This is a genomic window from Streptomyces sp. GESEQ-4 (assembly GCF_017948455.1).
Lineage (GTDB): Bacteria > Actinomycetota > Actinomycetes > Streptomycetales > Streptomycetaceae > Streptomyces.
This window is the reverse complement of record NZ_JAFFSU010000004.1, coordinates 1-16,948: the sequence shown is the minus strand read 5'-3', so window position 1 is coordinate 16,948 and position 16,948 is coordinate 1. Positions and strand designations below refer to the sequence as shown.

Below are 16,948 nucleotides of genomic sequence, written 5' to 3'. Positions count from 1 at the left end.
GGCGGCGCGGTCGCGAACGTTCCCTTCCTGCGACCACCCGTCCCCGACCGCCGAGGAGCGCGAGAGACATGCCGGGCACTGTGACGATGTACAGCACCACGTGGTGCGGCTACTGCCGTCGGCTGAAGAGCCAGATGGACCGCGAGGGCATCGCGTACAACGAGATCAACATCGAGCAGGACCCGGAGTCGGCCGCCTTCGTGGAGAAGGCGAACGGCGGGAATCAGACCGTGCCCACTGTGCTGTTCCCGGACGGCTCGACGCTCACGAACCCTTCGCTGGCCCAGGTCAAGCAGAAGATCGGCGCGTAAGCAGGGCGATGCAGGAAGGCGGTCCCGAGACAGCTCGGGACCGCCTTCCTGCATTTCAGAACACGTCAGAACGCGCTTCGCGTGGGCAGTGGCTTGCCGTACCAGAGCTCGATGAGGCGGGCCGCGATCGAGATGCCGTACGGCGGGAGGACCTCGCCGGAGTCGAAGGCGGCGCGCAGCTCGTCGCGGGAGAACCAGCGGGCCTCGTGGATCTCGTCGCCGTCGACCTCGATGTCGGTCGTGGTGGCGCGCGCCATGAAGCCGAGCATCAGGCTGGACGGGAAGGGCCAGGGCTGGCTGGCGACGTACTCGACCTGGCCGACGGTGATGCCGGCCTCCTCGAAGACCTCGCGGCGCACGGACTGCTCGATGGACTCGCCGGGCTCGACGAAGCCAGCGAGCGTGGAGAAGCGGCCCTCGGGCCAGTGGACCTGGCGGCCGAGCAGGATGCGGTCCTCTTCATCGGTGACGGCCATGATCACGGCCGGGTCGGTGCGCGGGTAGTGCTCGGCGCCGCAGGCCGGGCAGCGGCGGATGTGGCCGGCCGCGGCGATGACCGTGCGCTCGCCGCAGCGGGAGCAGAAGCGGTGGGTGCGCTGCCAGTTCTCCAGACCGACCGCGTGCACCATCAGGCCTGTGTCGCGCGGTGACAGCAGCAGCCCCGCCTCGCGCAGCCCCGCCGCGCGCGCGGACTGGTCGATACGGCCGGGGAGGGCGTCCTTCTGGAGGGCGAAGTAACTGACGCCGTCCTCGTCGATGCCGAGGAAGTAGCGGTGTGCCTCGGTGAGAGGGGCTTCGAAGGAGGGGGTCATGACGAGTTCGGTGCGCCCGTCGGGCGTCTCGTCGATGAGGACCTGGCCGCCGGAGACCACGAAGCAGCGGGTCGTGGGGTGGCTCCATGCCGCCGCGAGCCAGGCCTCGTCGAGCCGGTGGTGGGCGGCGCGGTCGATGCCGCTGGGGGTGGTGAGCGAGATGGGTCGGTCGGCGGTGTGGTCGGTCCAGGTGGTCACGGGTGCTTCCAACTCCCCCGGTGCAGCGGATTGTTTCAGCGAGCGGTTCGACGGGACCTGCGGCGGGTGGTGACGGCTTGATGGTGCGGGAGCGGCCTCTCCAGTGTGCCCCGCGCGGGGCACACCTCCGGGTGGTGCGGAGGGCTCAGGGAGCATGGCGCCAGTTGTCCGCGAGGTCGGCCCACAGATGTGCGCTGGTCTCGACGCCTTTGAGGAGCAGATCCAGCTCGACCTTCTCGTTCGGGGCGTGCCAGCCGTCGGAGGGGACGGAGATACCCAGGAAGAGCACGGGGACGCCGAGCACTTCCTGGAGGTCGGCGGCCGGTCCCGAGCCGCCCTCGCGCGTGAAGCGCACGGGTCTTTCGAACGCGCGGCCCATGGCCCGTACGACGGACTGCAGGGCCGGGTGGTCCAGCGGCGTCAGACACGGGCGCGTGGCGGCGCAGAACGTGATCTCGTGCCGGATTCCGGCCGGCACCTGGTCGGCGGCCCAGGCGCGGACGGCCTCCTCGATGCGGTCGGGTTCCTGACCCGCGACGAGCCGGAACGAGAGCTTCACCATGGCGGACGAGGGGATGATCGTCTTGCTGCCGGGGCCTTGGTAGCCGCCGCCGATGCCGTTGACCTCGGCGGTGGGGCGGGCCCAGATCCGCTCCAGGGTGGTGTGCCCGGCCTCGCCGTGAGTGGCGTACGACTTGGCCGTGTGCAGCCACTGCTCCTCGTCGAAAGGCAGCTCGGCGAAGAGTTCGCGCTCCCGGTCGGTGAGTTCGACGATGCCGTCGTAGAAGCCGGGGATCGTCACGCGCGCGTGGTCGTCGTGCAGCGCGGCGACGAGGCGGGCGGCGACGGTCGCCGGATTGGGTACGGCGCCGCCGAAGGAACCGGAGTGGATGTCCTGGTCGGGGCCGTGGAACTGGATCTCGCACTCGGCGAGGCCGCGCATGCCGGTGCACACGGTGGGGGTGTCCTCGGCCCACATGCCGGTGTCGGAGACGATCACGGCGTCGGCGGCGAGCCGGGCCGCGTGCTCCTCGACGAGGGCGCGGAAGTGCGGGGAGCCGGACTCCTCCTCGCCCTCGATCAGCAGCTTGAGGTTGACGGCCGGGGTGGTGCGGCCTGTCGCGGCGAGGTGCGCGCGGACGCCGAGTGTGTGGAAGAACACCTGGCCCTTGTCGTCGGCGGCCCCGCGCGCGTAGAGGCGGTTTCTGCGGACGACCGGCTCGAAGGGGTCGCTGTCCCAGCCGTCCTCGCGGGCGGCGGGCTGGACGTCGTGATGGCCGTAGACGAGGACCGTGGGCGCCTCGGGGTCGTCGGCGGGCCACTCGGCGAAGACGGCGGGTGCCCCGGGTGTCTGCCAGACCTCGGTCGTGGGGAAGCCGGTCTCCTTGAGCTTGGCGGCGAGCCAGTCGGCGCTGCGGCGCACGTCCGCCGCGTGGTCGGGCTGTGCCGACACGGACGGGATGCGCAGCCACTCGGCGAGGTCGTCGAGGAAGGCGGCGCGGTGCTGCTCGATGTGCGTGCGGACGGCGCTGACGGCACTGTCAACGGACTGGCTCATGGTCACGAGCCTATCGGCCCGCACCGACATCCTGATTGGGCGGTTCGTCACACGACGGCTCCTCCGTCAGCAGCCGCTCCAGCGCGGCCCGGTCCGGGAGGTCCTGCGGCCGTACGACCTCACCACCGCGCACATACACGAACGCGGCGTGGACCGACTCCAGGGGCACGCCCTGCTGCTCGGCCCAGGCCAGCCGGTACAGGGCGAGCTGGAGGGGGTCGGCGGTGCGGGCACGGCTGGTCTTCCAGTCGACGATCTCGTACGACGTCCTGTCGCCGTCGCTCTCCCGGTAGACGGCGTCGATCCGGCCCCGGATCACCCGGCCGGCGATCGCGAGCTGGAAGGGGGCCTCCACGCGGTAGGGCGTGCGGTGCGCGTACGGGGTGCGCTCGAAGGCGTCCTTCAGGGCCTCCAGATCGCGTTCGTCGGCGATCTCGGCCTCGCTGCCGGGCAGCTCCTCCGGGTCCAGCATGGGCAGCGTCAGCTCTTCGAAGCGGGCTTCGACCCACGCGTGGAAGCGGGTGCCGCGGCGTGCGGCGGGCTGCGGCGGGCGGGGCATGGGGCGGGCCAGCTCCTGTGCGAAGCCGTCCGGGTCGGCGGCCAGGCGCATCAGCTGCGATGCGGTCAGAGTCGTCGGCAGGGGTACGTCCGTGCTCCCCCGCCGGGCGCGCAGCAGTTCGCCGGTGAGGGCGTCGAGGTCGCGGTCCCAGGAGGCGAGGGTGCGGGCTTCTTCCGGGGTGAGGCGGGGGTGAGGGCGCGGGAGGTCCGGGGCGCCGGAGTGCTCGGTGAGGTCCGGGGGCGCCGCCTGGTGCGGGACGGTCGGACGGTCCGGGGTCCACGATTCCCAGTCGCCCGGGTCCTCCTCGAAGGGGGTGTCATCCTCGCCGTATTCATCGGATTCGCCGTCTTCGTCGTACAGGACCTCGTCGTCCTCCGGTGGCGGCCAGTCCGGGTCGTCGTAGGTGTCCGGGTCGTGCGTGGCCGCCGGGTGGCCGTCGGTGTGGGAGGCGAGGTCCTCGAGGTGCGCCAGGACCGTCTCGGCCGCGGCGCGGCGGCGGGCGAGGGCCATGTCGTCGAGGGGCAGGGGCCAGACCTGGTCGACGGTGGCCCGGTGCAGGGCCGGGTTCTCCTCGTCCTCGGCGGGTTCGTCCGCCCATGCCTCGATCTCACCGTGTCCGGCCGCGCAGTGGCCGTATAGCGCCTGGAGGAAGTCGGACGGGCCGCGGGGCTTCTTCTGCGAGGGCCCCCACCAGTGGCCGGAGCCGAGGAGGAGGGAGCGGGGGCGGGTGAACGTGACGTAGCCGAGGCGGAGTTCCTCGGTGTGCTGGTGGTCCTTCATGGCCTCCTGGAAGGCCTTCAGGCTTCGGGAGTCCCATGCCTCGACGTCCGGCAGGGTGTCGGCGTCGCCGCGCAGGTCGTGCGGCAGCACCTTGCTCTGCGCGGTCCACTTCTCGCGGCCCTGGGTGCTGGGGAAGGTGCCGGTGACCAGGCCGGGAACGGCCACGACGTCCCACTCCAGGCCCTTGGACTTGTGCGCGGTGAGCACCTTGACGGTGTTCTCGCCGCCGGGGAGGGCGTTGTCGAGGCCCTTCTCGTACTGCGCGGCGGTGCGCAGGAAGCCGAGGAAGGCCAGCAGGGTGGCCTCGCCGTCGCCGGCGGCGAACGAGGCGGCGATGTCCAGGAAGTTGGACAGGGTCTCGCGGCGGCGTGCGGCCAGGGCGTGCGGGGATGCCGACAGTTCCACTTCCAGGCCGGTGACGGCGAGGACGCGGTGGAGGACGTCCATCAGCGGGTCGGACAGGGAGCGGCGCAGGTCGCGCAGTTCGGCGGCGAGCCGGGCGAACCGCACGCGCGCGTCCGGCGAGAACGGCAGCCCGTCGTCCTCCCCTTGCGCCTCGATCGGCATCTCCAGGAACGTGTCGAGGGCGTCCGCGAGCGAGATCACCTCGGCCGGGTCGACGCCCTCGACCGCCGCGGCGAGGCGGCGGTCCGGATCGTCGTCGGCCTCTACGCGCGCGTGCGACACGAGATGCCGGGCGCGCCGGCCCAGAAGAGCCAGGTCGCGCGGGCCGATCCGCCAGCGGGGGCCGGTCAGCAGCCGGACCAGCGAGGCGTTGGCACCGGGGTCCTGAAGGACTTCGCACACGGCGACCAGGTCGGCGATCTCGGGCAGGTGCAGCAGCCCGGACAGGCCGACGACCTCGACCGGGATGTCGCGGGCGACGAGCGCGCCCTGGATCTCGGCGAAGTCGGTCGCCGTGCGGCACAGGACGGCGATCTCGCCGGGCGCCTTTCCGGTCCGTACGAGATGGGCGACGGAGTCGGCGATCCAGTCGATCTCCTCGGCGTGGGTGCGCAGCAGGGCGCAGCGGACCAGGCCGTCGCGTTCGGCGCCGGGGGCCGGGCGGAGGGCCTCCACGCCCGCGTGCATGGCGCGCAGGGGCTCGGCGAGGCCGTTGGCGAGGTCGAGGAGGCGGCCGCCGCTGCGGCGGTTCTCGCTGAGTGCCTGGCGGGTGGCGGGGCTGCCGTCGGCGTGGGCGAAGTGCTCGGGGAAGTCGTCGAGGTTGGCGACGGAGGCGCCGCGCCAGCCGTAGATCGCCTGGCAGGGGTCGCCGACGGCGGTCACCGGGTGGCCCGTGCCGCCGCCGAACAGGCCGGCCAGGAGGACGCGTTGGGCCACCGACGTGTCCTGGTACTCGTCGAGCAGCACCACGCGGAACTCGTCGCGCAGGATGCGGCCCACTTCGGGGAGCCCGGCGAGGCCGGCCGACAGGGCGATCTGGTCGCCGAAGTCGAGCAGGTCGCGCTCGCGCTTGGCGGCCCGGTAGCGGATCACCAGCTCGGCGAGTTCACGGCGCGCGGCGGCGGCCTCGGGGACCTTGCGCAGGTCGGCGTTGGTGAGCTTGACGCTTCGCAGGGCCCCCAGCAGCTCGGCGTCGTACGCGCGCAGATCCTCGGGCCGTACGAGGTGCTCGGCGAGTTCGGCGTCGAGGGTGAGGAGGTCGCCGACGAGGTCGGGGAAGGAGCGGGTCAGCGCCGGGTAGGGCCCCGGGGCCTCGCGCAGGACGCGCGCGGCGAGTTGGAAGCGGGTGGCGTCGGCGAGCAGGCGGGAGGTCGGTTCGAGGCCGATGCGCAGACCGTGGTCGGTCAGCAGGCGGCCCGCGAAGGCGTGGTACGTCGAGATCACCGGCTCGCCCGGAGGGTTGTCCGGGTCGATGACGTCGGGGTCGGTGACGCCCGCCTTGATCAGTGCCTTGCGGACGCGCTCGGCGAGTTCACCGGCGGCCTTGTTGGTGAAGGTGAGGCCGAGGACCTGTTCGGGGGCGACCTGCCCGGTGCCGACCAGCCACACCACGCGGGCCGCCATCACCGTCGTCTTGCCCGAACCGGCTCCGGCCACGATCACCTGCGGGGCGGGCGGCGCGGTGATGCAGGCCGTCTGCTCCGGGGTGAACGGGATGCCGAGGAGCTCCTTGAGCTGATCGGGATCGGTGATACGAGCGGGCACCTCAGAGAGGCTAGCGGCGGCCACTGACAGTAGATGCCGAATCGGCGGCCGGGGTGGAGGAAGCGCAGGTCAGCACAGGTGGTGCGGTATCTCACTCCACCACGTGGCGTCCCTCGGGGCGCGCGCTGCACGATGCCCGGAACGCGCAGTGCGCGCAGTGCTGGCCGGACGTCGGCGTGAACCGCTCGTCCAGGACCTTGCCGGCGGCGGTGGCCAGCAGGTCGCCGACCCACTCCCCCTCCAGGGGCTGTTGCGCCTGCACCTTGGGCAGGGTCTCGCCGCCGTCCCGCTGGGCGGCGCCCTGGCGCAGCTGGACGAGTTCGGCGCCGCCCGGCTCCGGGCGGCGCCCGTCGAAGGCGTCGTCGACGGCGCCCTCGCGGACCGCTAGTTGGTAGACGGCGAGTTGAGGATGGTGGGCGACCTCGGAAGCCGTGGGCGCCTGTTTGCCGGTCTTGAAGTCGACGACGTAGGCGCGGCCCTCGCCGTCCGCCTCGACGCGGTCCATCTGGCCGCGGATGCGCACCTCGTAGTCGCCCGCTTCGAGGGTGACGTCGAAGTCGTGCTCACTGGCGACCGGGGTACGTCCCGTGCGGTCCATGACGTGCCACTTCAGGAACCGTTCGAGCGCCACGCGCGCGTGCTCCTTCTCCTGCGCCGACTTCCAGGGCGCGTCGAAGGCGAGCGCGTTCCACACCGAGTCCAGTCGCTCCATGAGCACGGCGAGGTCGGCCGGGGTGTGCCCGGAGGCGACCTCGTCGGCGAGGACGTGCACCACGTTGCCGAAGCCCTGGGCGACGGTCGCGGGCGCGTCCGCCTTCACCTCACGGCCCAGGAACCACTGCAGGGAGCAGGTGTTGGCGAGCTGGTCGAGGGCGCTGCCGGAGAGGACGACGGGCTGGTCGCGGTTGCGCAGCGGCACCTTGGACTCGGTCGGCTCGAACATGCCCCACCAGCGGTAGGGGTGCGCGGACGGCACGAGGGGGCGGCCGTCCTCGTCGGCGAGCGCGGCGAGCCGGGCCAGCCTGCGGGCGGCGGCTTCCCTGAGGGTGTCGGAGACCCGTGGGTCGACCGTCGTGGCCCGCAGTTCGGCCACGAGCGCAGCGACGGACAGCGGACGGCGCGGGCGGCCCGTCACGTCCTTGGTTTCGACGCCCAGTTCGGTCAGGAAGCGGGACGGCTGGTCGCCGTCGTCCGCGGGCGCCTTCACGGCGGTCACGACGAGGCGTTCACGCGCGCGCGTGGCGGCCACGTAGAACAGGCGGCGTTCCTCGGCGAGCAGGGCGCCCGGGGTGAGTGGTTCGGCCAGTCCGTCGCGTCCGATGCGGTCGGCCTCCAGGAGGGAGCCACGGCGGCGCAGGTCGGGCCACAGTCCCTCCTGGACGCCCGCGACGACGACCAGGCGCCACTCCAGCCCCTTCGAGCGGTGCGCGGTCATCAGGCGCACCGCGTCCGGTCGTACGGCACGCCGCGTGAGTGTGTCGGCAGCGATGTCCTCGGCCTCGATCTCCTCCAGGAAGTTGAGGGCGCCGCGCCCGCCGGTGCGTTCCTCCGCGCGGGCCGCCGTGGCGAACAGGGCGCATACGGCGTCCAGGTCTCGGTCCGCGTTGCGCCCGGCCGCGCCTGAGCGCCGGGCAGCCCGCTCCAGCCGTGCGGGCCATGGAGTGCCGTCCCACAGCTCCCAGAGCGCCTCCTCCGCCGTACCGCCGCCGGCCAGGCGCTCACGTGCCTTGCGCAGCAGCGCGCCGAGACGCTGAGCGCCCCGCGCGTACGCCGGATCGTGCGCGACCAGCCGCTCCGGCTCGGCCAGCGCCCGCGCGAGGAGGTCGTCCGACGGCGGCGGCAGCGGGTTGCCCCCGGCCCGCTCCTCCTCGCGCAACGCCCGGCCAAGACGGCGCAGGTCGGCCGCGTCCATGCCGGCGAGCGGGGAGGCCAGCAGGGTGAGGGCGGTTTCGGTGTCGAGCCAGGAGGTGTCCGACTCGGCTTCTCCAGAGGCGTCGGCCACTCCGGAGGTATCGGTCTCTCCGGAGGCGTCGGTCTCTTCAGAGGCATCGGCCTCGCCTGCCGCCTCGTCCCGTACGCCCCCCTCGGCCGCTTCCGCCGTCGCCACCGCCCGCAGTGCCGTCAGCAGGGGTGCCACCGCGGGTTCGTGCCGCAGGGGCAGGTCGTCGCCGTCTATGTCCAGGGGGACGCCGGCCGCTGTCAGCGCGCGACGGACTGTCGGGATGGTGCGGGACCCGGCGCGCACCAGGACGGCCATGTCGCGCCAGGGGACGCCGTCCTCCAGGTGTGCGCGGCGGAGGATGTCGGCGATGTTGTCCAGCTCGGTGCCGGGCGTCGGATACGTGTAGACCTCGACGCGACCGCCGTCACGAACCGGGGTGAGTTCCCGGTGGGCGCGGACCTTGTCGGCGGGCAGCCGGGTCAGCGGCATCCGCTGGGTCAGCAGCCGGGTGGCGCCCAGCAGGTCGGCGCCGGAGCGACGGGAGGTGCGCAGGACTTCCACGGGCGCCGGGCGGCCGTCCGCGCGCGGGAAGGCGTCCGGGAACTCCAGGATGCCGTTCACGTCGGCGCCCCGGAAGGCGTAGATCGACTGGTCGGGGTCGCCGAAGGCGACGAGGGTGCGGCCGCCGCCCGCCAGTGCGTGCAGCAGTCGAACCTGAGCCGGATCGGTGTCCTGGTACTCGTCGACGAACACGGCGTCGTACCGGTCGGCCAGCTGGGCGGCGACCTCGGGGCGACGCGCCAGGAGCACCGCGCGGTGGACGAGTTCCGCGTAGTCGAGTACGCCCTGCAGATCGAGCACGTCGAGGTACTCGGCGAGGAAGGTGGCCGCCGCCCGCCAGTCGGGGCGTCCGATACGGCGGGCGAAGGCATCGAGGGCATCGGGGTCAAGACCCAGTTCGCGGCTGCGGGCGAGGACCGCGCGGACCTCGTCGGCGAAGCCACGCGTGGTCAGACAGGCGCGCAGCTCGTCCGGCCAGCGCACATGTGCGAGGCCGAGCCGCTCCAGATCGGGCTGGCCGGCGAGCAGTTCCCGGACGGAGACGTCCTGCTCGGGGCCCGACAGCAGCCGTAGGGGCTCCACGAACAGGTCGCTGTCCTGGTGGGCGCGGACCAGGGCGTAGCAGAACGAGTGGAAGGTGGTCGCCTGCGGCGCGCGCGGCGCCCCCATGCGCAGTGCCATGCGGTCGCGCAGTTCGACGGCCGCCTTGCGGCTGAACGTCAGGACGAGGACCCGCTCGGGGTCCACGCCCCGGGCGATCCTGGCCGCCACGGACTCCACGAGCGTGGTGGTCTTGCCGGTGCCCGGACCGGCGAGGACGAGCAATGGACCCCTGCCGTGGTCAACCACCGAGCGCTGGGCCGCGTCCAGATGAGGGGGAACCACTCGCGGCGGCGGGGTACGGACCAGCCGGTAAGCGCCACGGCTCCCCTGTCGCACCTGGGAGTGCGACAGGCGCCTGGTGGAGGAAGAGGAGCTCACGTGGTTCGCCGGTCCTGGTGGGTGTGCTGGTTTGCGATCCGCGGCGCGTTCAGGGCGTTGGCCGCGTGGTGAGGGGGACGCGTGCCGCCGACGCTACGCCGACGGATGGTGCGGAAGCAGGGCTTCCGATTGGCGCATCCGCCCCGTCAGTGCGCTCACGTCTCGTGCGTCCCTCACCCCACGAACGTACGGCATGCCACGGGCGTGCCCTGTTTCCCTCGTACGGGCCACAGGTTGCCCCGGGGTGGGTCCGATGGCGGAAGCTGTCAGGTGTGAGGTTCCGCGTGTTCGCCGCCGTCCCACCGCGCCCGCTTCATGTCGACCCGAGGCAGGTGGCCCTCGGCCGCCCTGCTCGCCTCCTTCAGCGGTGTGCCCTCCGCGCGGTAGTGGTCGAGCGCCCGCAGTTCGTGGCTGGGCAGCAGGACACCGTCCGCGCGGACGACCCGCCACCACGGAACGGCTCCTCCATAGAGCGCCATCACCCGGCCGACCTGCCGCGGCCCGCCCTCTTGAAGCCACTCGGCGACATCGCCGTACGTCATCACGCGCCCCGGCGGAATCAGCTCGGCGACCTCGAGGACCCGCTCTGCGTACTCCGGAAGGCTCTCCTCGCTCATCCGTCCCATCCTGCCGCACCCCACCGACAATGTGACGCCCTCGTGACTGTGCGTATCCCTCGCTCCCGAGCGGCGCTTCGGGCAGACTGTGCGCCCCCGCGTTTGCACCCTGATGCCCCTGTGTGTCGGTGGGGCATGCCACCATCGTGCGGGCGGTGATCGGTGATACGAGATCAAGAAGAGACGATGAAGCAGCAGGGTGTGCACCCGGAGGGCGCGAAGAGCACCTCTGACGCTTCATCGCGCCCGCACACCGCCGACGCGGACGACAAGGACGCGCACGACACAGCCGAGGAGGCGGTGGTCGCGAGCATCTCCGGCCCAGGCGCCGAGCACATCGACGAGGCCCACCCCGACGAGGACGACCCGTACACCGACGAGGTCGAGGGCGACGAACCCCTCCTCCCCGCGCGCGTGCACCGCCCGTCCGACCTGATGCGGCTCCTGGTGGGCGTGCTGGCCGTCGCCGTGCTCATCGCGATCGCCGCGTTCGCGCACGGCACCACCTCAGGCCTCGAACAGGACATCAACAAGGGCACCGGGCAGGCACCCGATCTGCTCATCAAGATCGCGGGGCTGGCGTCCAGCATCGCGATCCTCCTGGTGCCGGTCGCGTTCGCGATCGAGCGGCTGATCAAGCGGGACGGGCTGCGCATCGCCGACGGTGTGCTCGCGGCGGTCCTCGCGCACGGAGTGACGCTCGCCACCGATCTGTGGGTCGCCAAGGCGGCCCCCGACTCGATCCAGGAGGCGCTCACCCAGCCCTCCCCCGGCGACATCCATGCACTCACCGACCCCGTGCACGGCTATCTCGCCCCGGTCATCGCGTACATGACGGCCGTCGGCATGTCGCGTCGGCCACGCTGGCGCGCGGTGCTGTGGATCGTGCTGCTCCTGGACGCCTTCTCGATGCTCGTCACCGGCTACACCACGCCGTTCTCGATCATCCTGACGGTGCTGATCGGCTGGACCGTCGCCTACGGGACGCTGTACGCGGTCGGCTCGCCCAACGTCCGTCCTACCGGACGGACACTGATGGCGGGCCTGAGGCATGTGGGCTTCCGTCCGGTGACCGCGTCCCGCGAGGACGCTCAGGAGACGGCGGAGAGCGGCGACCGCGGCCGGCGCTACTTCGTCACCCTGGAGGACGGTCCGCCGCTGGACGTCACGGTCGTCGACCGCGAGCAGCAGGCACAGGGCTTCTTCTACCGGGTGTGGCGCAATCTGACGCTGCGCGGCATCGCCACCCGCCGCAGTCTGCAGTCGCTGCGCCAGGCGCTGGAGCAGGAGGCGCTGCTCGCCTACGCGGCCATCGCGGCCGGTGCCAACGCGCCCAAGCTGATCGCCACCTCCGAGCTCGGTCCGGACGCCGTGATGCTCGTCTACGAGCACACCGGCGGGCGCACACTCGACTCGCTGGACGACGACGAGATCACCGACGATCTGCTGCGCAGCACCTGGCACCAGGTGCAGGCGCTGCAGTCACGGCGGATCGCGCACCGGAGGCTGGCAGGCGACGCGATTCTGGTGGATCGTTCCGGCACGGTCATCCTCACCGATCTGCGCGGCGGCGAGATCGCGGCCGGTGAACTGCTGCTGCGCGTGGACATCGCCCAGCTGGTGACGACGCTCGGACTACGCGTGGGCGCCGAGCGCGCGGTGGCCTCCGCGGTCGAGGTCCTCGGTCCCGACACCGTCGCCGACTGCCTGCCGATGCTCCAGCCCATCGCGCTGACGCGCTCCACGCGCGCGACACTGCGGAAACTGGCCCGGGAGCGGGCGCAGCGCGAGCGCGACGCCGTCCTGGAGGCGTCCCGGCAGGCCAAGCAGGCCCGGGCGGACGAGGCCCACGGCGAGGCCCACGAGGACACGAAGCCCGTACTCGACAAGCTCGACAAGAAGGCCGTACGAGCGGAGCAGCGAGCCGAGAAGCGGGCCATCGACGAGGCCATGGACGAGGCGCGCGAGGAGGATCTGCTCACGCAGATCCGCCACCAGGTGCTGCGGATCAGGCCGCAGGCGCCGGTCGAGCCGGCCCGCCTGGAGCGGGTGCGGCCACGCACGCTGATCAGCCTCATCGCCGGTGCGATCGGCGCGTACTTCCTGCTGACGCAGCTCACGCACATCGAGTTCGGTCCGCTGATCGCCAACGCCGAGTGGGGCTGGGTCGCGGCGGCCGTGCTGTTCTCGGCGTGCAGCTACTTCGCCGCGGCGATGGCGCTGCTGGGGTTCGTACCGGAGCGGGTGCCGTTCCTGCGGACCGTGGCCGCCCAGGTCGCCGGGTCCTTCGTGAAGATCGTCGCCCCGGCCGCGGTGGGCGGCGTGGCTCTGAACACGCGGTTCCTGCAGCGCGAGGGGGTGCGGCCGGGGCTCGCGGTGGCGAGTGTCGGCGCCTCTCAGCTGTTCGGGCTCGGCGCCCACATCATGATGCTGCTGGCCTTCGGCTATCTCACCGGCACCGAGAAGACGCCGTCGCTGTCGCCGTCCCGGACGGTCATCGCCGGTCTGCTGACGGTGGCGGTGCTGGTCCTCGTGGTGACCTCGGTGCCGTTCCTGCGGAAATTCGTCTCCACGCGCGTGAGGTCGCTGTTCGCGGGTGTCGTGCCGCGCATGCTCGACGTGCTGCAGCGCCCGCAGAAGCTGCTGACCGGCATCGGCGGCATGCTCCTGCTGACGGCCTGCTTCGTGATGTGCCTGGACGCGTCGATCCGCGCGTTCGGCGACGAAACGACGTCGATCAGCATCGCCAGCGTCGCCGTCGTCTTCCTCGCCGGCAACGCACTGGGGTCCGCCGCCCCGACACCGGGCGGTGTGGGCGCGGTCGAGGCGACCCTGACGGTCGGTCTGATCGCCGTCGGTCTGCCCAGTGAGGTGGCCGCCCCCGCGGTGCTGCTGTTCCGGCTGCTGACACTGTGGCTGCCGGTGCTGCCGGGCTGGCTGGCCTTCAACCACCTGACGCGCAAGGGCGCCCTGTAGGTCGTACCTCGTACGGCTCGCGCCCCGAGCGCACATCCGTGCTCGACCGCAGGATTGGGTCATGCCCAACCGCTCCCGGCTGCGCGCCGCTGCCCTGACCGCCACCGCCGTGCTGCTGTCCGCCGTCCTGGCGGGCTGCGGCGACGACGACTCGCAGAACGAGGATCTGTCGGCCCAGTCGCTGAGCTGGAAGGACTGCCCGGCCCCCTCCCAGGCGCAAGGCGGCGGAAGCGCCCCGTCACCTCTGGCGAACGGCGACGAATGGCAGTGCAGCACCATGAAGGCGCCACTCGACTGGGACGAGCCCAAGGGCGACACCATCGATATCGCCCTGATCCGCGCGAAAACGAGCGGCGACGAGAGCAAGCGCATCGGCTCGCTCATCTTCAACTTCGGCGGGCCCGGCGGCTCGGGCGTCACCACGCTGCCCGCCTTCGGCGAGGACTACGCGAAACTGCGCACCCGCTACGACCTGGTGAGCTTCGACCCGCGCGGAGTGGGCCGCAGCGCCCCTGTGAAGTGCGAGAACGACCAGCAGCTCGACGCCTACTTCCAGCAGGACGCCACCCCCGAGAACGCCGCCGAGCGCACCGAACTCCTGGACGACACCAAGGAGTTCAACGCGGCCTGCGAGAAGAACTCCAAAAACGTCCTGCCGCATGTGCGCACCACAGACGCGGCCCGTGACCTGGACCTGATGCGCCAGGTCCTCGGCGACGCCAAGCTGCACTACTTCGGCATCTCCTACGGCACCGAACTCGGCGGCGTCTACGCCCACCTGTTCCCCAAGAACGTGGGCCGTGCCGTGTTCGACGCGGTCGTCGACCCGACGGAGAACCCCGAGCAGGGCTCGCTCGGCCAGGCCGAGGGCTTCCAGCTCGCACTCGACAACTTCGCCGAGCACTGCGCCTCGCAGGTCGAGGACTGTCCGATCGGCGACAGCGCACAGGACGTCAAGAACCGCATCGCCAAGCTGCTGAAGGACCTTGACAGCAAGCCGATCTCCGGCGTCTTCCCCCGCGAGCTGACCCAGACGGCGGCGACCAGCGGCATCGCACAGGCCCTGTACTCCCAGGACTTCTGGGAGTACCTCACGCAGGGCCTGGATCAGGCGTACGACGGCAACGGCCAGATCCTGATGCTGCTGTCCGACTCACTGAACGGCCGCAGCGAGAACGGCGAGTACAGCAACCTCACGGCGGCCAACATCTCCATCAACTGCGCGGACGACAAGCCGCGTTACACCCCCGCCTACGTGGAGCGGAAACTGCCGGAGTTCCGGGCCGCCTCGCCGGTGTTCGGCGACTATCTCGCCTGGTCCATGATCAGCTGCACGGACTGGCCCGTGGCGGGCTCCGCCGACCACCCCGACGTGAGCGCGCCCGGCGCGGCCCCGATCCTGGTCGTGGGCAACACCGGCGACCCGGCCACACCGTACGAGGGCGCGCGCAAGATGGCGCAGGCCCTGGGCAAGGGCGTCGGCGTCGAGCTCACGTACAAGGGGCAGGGGCACGGCGCCTACGACAGCAAGAACAAGTGCGTGCAGAGCGCGGTGAACGGCTATCTGCTCGACGGGAAGGTCCCGGCCGCCGGGACCGTCTGCTCCTGAAGCCGGGGTCGAAATCCAGGAAAACATGCAGGTCAGAAGGTTATCCACAGGGCCCGGCAGGTGCTGCGGGATCCGCCTACCATGGCCTGACCGCCATCCGCGGATCCACGCGGACGGCCTGCGAGGGGGTAGAAGCACATGGCGCGTATCGTCCGGTGGACGGCTCTGACGGCCGCCGCCGCACTGCTGGCGGCGGGCTGCGGCAGCGGCTCGTCCGACGACGGCAAGGACGGGGAGGAGAGCAGCGGGGGGCGGTCCTCCGCTACGGCGCCGTCGTCCGGTTCCTCCGGTACGGCGAGCGGTACGGCGGATCCGCCGCCCTCCTCACTGACCTCGCAGAAGCTGGACTGGGGGCGCTGCGAGGCCACCGCGGACGCGCCCGCGCCCGGCGGCGACTGGCAGTGCGCGACGCTCAAGGTGCCGCTGGACTGGGCGGAGCCGGGCGGCGAGACGATCGGCCTCGCACTGATCCGCGCCAAGGCCACCGGAGACGACCGCATCGGCTCGCTGCTGTTCAACTTCGGCGGCCCGGGTGGCTCGGGCGTCTCCGGCCTGCCGTCGTTCTCATCGTCGTACTCCCTGCTCCGCGAGCGCTACGACCTGGTGAGCTGGGACCCGCGCGGGGTCGCCGCCAGTGAGGGTGTCCGCTGTCGCGGCGACAAGGAGATCCAGGCCGCCGAGGCCGTCGACGTGACTCCGGACACCGGGGCCGAGGAAAAGGCGTACCTCCAGAACACGGCAGACTTCGCGAAGGGCTGCGCGAAGGACGCAGGCGAGCTGATGGCCCATGCGTCCACCACGGACACCGCCCGCGACATGGACCTGATGCGCCAGGTCCTCGGCGACGCCAAGACGCACTACTTCGGCATCTCCTACGGCACCGAACTCGGCGGCGTCTACGCCCACTTGTTCCCGCGGAATGTGGGGCGGCTGATCCTGGACGCGGTCGTCGACCCGACCGCCGGGACGGTGGGCCACGCCGAGAACCAGGCCAGGGGCTTCCAGCGCGCGCTGGACAACTACCTGAAGTCCACCGGTCAGGATCCGCAGGAGGGCTCCCGGAAGATCGCGGACCTGCTGGACCGGATCGACGCGGATCCGCTGCCGACGTCGTCCGGCCGGGAGCTGACGCAGGCGCTCGCGGTCACCGGCATCGCGCTGCCGCTGTACAACCAGTCGGCCTGGCCGACGCTGACCAGTGCCCTGACGGCGGCGGAGGAGGGCGACGGCTCCGAACTGCTGGCGCTCGCCGACGGCTACAACGAGCGCGACGCATCGGGGCACTACGGCACGACGACCCACTCGCAACGGGTCATATCGTGCTCGGACGACAAGGAGCGGCCGACGGCAGCCGAGGCGAAGAAGCTGCTGCCGAAGTTCGAGAAGATCTCGCCGGTCTTCGGGGACTTCTTCGGCTGGGACACGGCGGGCTTCTGCCACGACTGGCCGGTGCCCGGGCAGTTCGAGACGCCGGAGGTGAGCGCGCCGGGAGCGGCGCCGATCCTGGTGGTCGGCACCACCGGCGACCCGGCGACGCCGTACGAGGGCGCCCGCAGGATGGCGGACGAACTGGGCCGGGGCGTCGGCGTGATGCTGACCTGGAAGGGCGAGGGTCACGGTGCGTACGGCAATGGGAACGACTGCCTCGACTCGACCGTGAACGCGTATCTGCTCGACGGCAAGGCGCCGAAGGACGGCAAGGTCTGTTCATGACGACGGCGGGGGGCGCGCGCCCCCCCGGGGGACGGTGGCCCCCCCCGTCCTGGGCGCCCGCGCCCGGACGCGCGCCCCCTTCGCGCCCGCCGTCTTGGCCACCCCCGCCCCCCCCCGCGCCCGCGTGCTCGGGGCCCGGCGGCCCCCGGCTGGGGCACAGTG

Annotated in this window: 9 protein-coding genes; 4 read left to right on the top strand and 5 right to left on the bottom strand. The window is 71.9% G+C overall.

The window, feature by feature from the left end:
- Window positions 1-68: 68 nt before the first annotated feature.
- Window positions 69-311, top strand: a complete 243-nt coding sequence (locus KCH48_RS10195; RefSeq protein WP_009293545.1) for a mycoredoxin — start codon at window positions 69-71, stop codon at window positions 309-311.
- Window positions 312-376: 65 nt separating this feature from the next.
- On the opposite strand, the gene nudC is transcribed toward KCH48_RS10195, so the two are convergent.
- The 5 genes from nudC to KCH48_RS10170 all read right to left on the bottom strand — a co-directional run bounded on the left by nudC (window position 377) and on the right by KCH48_RS10170 (window position 10,497).
- Window positions 377-1,321, bottom strand: coding sequence for an NAD(+) diphosphatase (nudC, locus tag KCH48_RS10190; protein WP_210572287.1), 945 nt, complete (start codon window positions 1,319-1,321; stop codon window positions 377-379).
- A gap of 145 nt (window positions 1,322-1,466) precedes the next feature.
- A complete protein-coding gene (locus tag KCH48_RS10185; RefSeq protein ID WP_210572286.1) occupies window positions 1,467-2,879 on the bottom strand; it encodes a dipeptidase in 1,413 nt (470 codons plus the stop codon).
- 10 nt (window positions 2,880-2,889) lie between these two features.
- Window positions 2,890-6,387 (bottom strand): ATP-dependent DNA helicase, encoded by a 3,498-nt coding sequence (locus tag KCH48_RS10180; RefSeq protein ID WP_210572285.1) that lies wholly within the window; start codon window positions 6,385-6,387, stop codon window positions 2,890-2,892.
- A gap of 91 nt (window positions 6,388-6,478) precedes the next feature.
- Entirely contained in the window at window positions 6,479-9,871 is a 3,393-nt protein-coding gene (locus tag KCH48_RS10175; protein WP_210572283.1) for an ATP-dependent DNA helicase, read from the bottom strand.
- 266 nt (window positions 9,872-10,137) lie between these two features.
- Window positions 10,138-10,497, bottom strand: coding sequence for an MGMT family protein (locus KCH48_RS10170; protein ID WP_210572281.1), 360 nt, complete (start codon window positions 10,495-10,497; stop codon window positions 10,138-10,140).
- A 177-nt stretch (window positions 10,498-10,674) separates the two neighbouring features.
- Between KCH48_RS10170 and KCH48_RS10165 the strand changes: the two genes are divergently transcribed.
- From KCH48_RS10165 to KCH48_RS10155, 3 genes are all read left to right on the top strand, one after another.
- On the top strand, window positions 10,675-13,464 hold the full coding sequence (locus tag KCH48_RS10165) for a lysylphosphatidylglycerol synthase domain-containing protein (protein ID WP_210572280.1): 2,790 nt from the start codon (window positions 10,675-10,677) through the stop codon (window positions 13,462-13,464).
- Window positions 13,465-13,525: 61 nt separating this feature from the next.
- On the top strand, window positions 13,526-15,073 hold the full coding sequence (locus tag KCH48_RS10160; protein WP_210572278.1) for an alpha/beta hydrolase: 1,548 nt from the start codon (window positions 13,526-13,528) through the stop codon (window positions 15,071-15,073).
- 138 nt (window positions 15,074-15,211) lie between these two features.
- Window positions 15,212-16,786, top strand: a complete 1,575-nt coding sequence (locus KCH48_RS10155) for an alpha/beta hydrolase (protein WP_210572276.1) — start codon at window positions 15,212-15,214, stop codon at window positions 16,784-16,786.
- The last annotated feature ends 162 nt before the right edge of the window (window positions 16,787-16,948 follow it).

Coding starts and splice junctions, on each gene's coding strand:
- KCH48_RS10170 (WP_210572281.1), bottom strand. CDS start 10,497: ATGGGACGGATGAGCGAGGAGAGCCTTCCGGAGTACGCAGAGCGGGTC.
- KCH48_RS10185 (WP_210572286.1), bottom strand. CDS start 2,879: ATGAGCCAGTCCGTTGACAGTGCCGTCAGCGCCGTCCGCACGCACATC.
- KCH48_RS10160 (WP_210572278.1), top strand. CDS start 13,526: ATGCCCAACCGCTCCCGGCTGCGCGCCGCTGCCCTGACCGCCACCGCC.
- KCH48_RS10165 (WP_210572280.1), top strand. CDS start 10,675: ATGAAGCAGCAGGGTGTGCACCCGGAGGGCGCGAAGAGCACCTCTGAC.
- KCH48_RS10155 (WP_210572276.1), top strand. CDS start 15,212: ATGGCGCGTATCGTCCGGTGGACGGCTCTGACGGCCGCCGCCGCACTG.
- KCH48_RS10195 (WP_009293545.1), top strand. CDS start 69: ATGCCGGGCACTGTGACGATGTACAGCACCACGTGGTGCGGCTACTGC.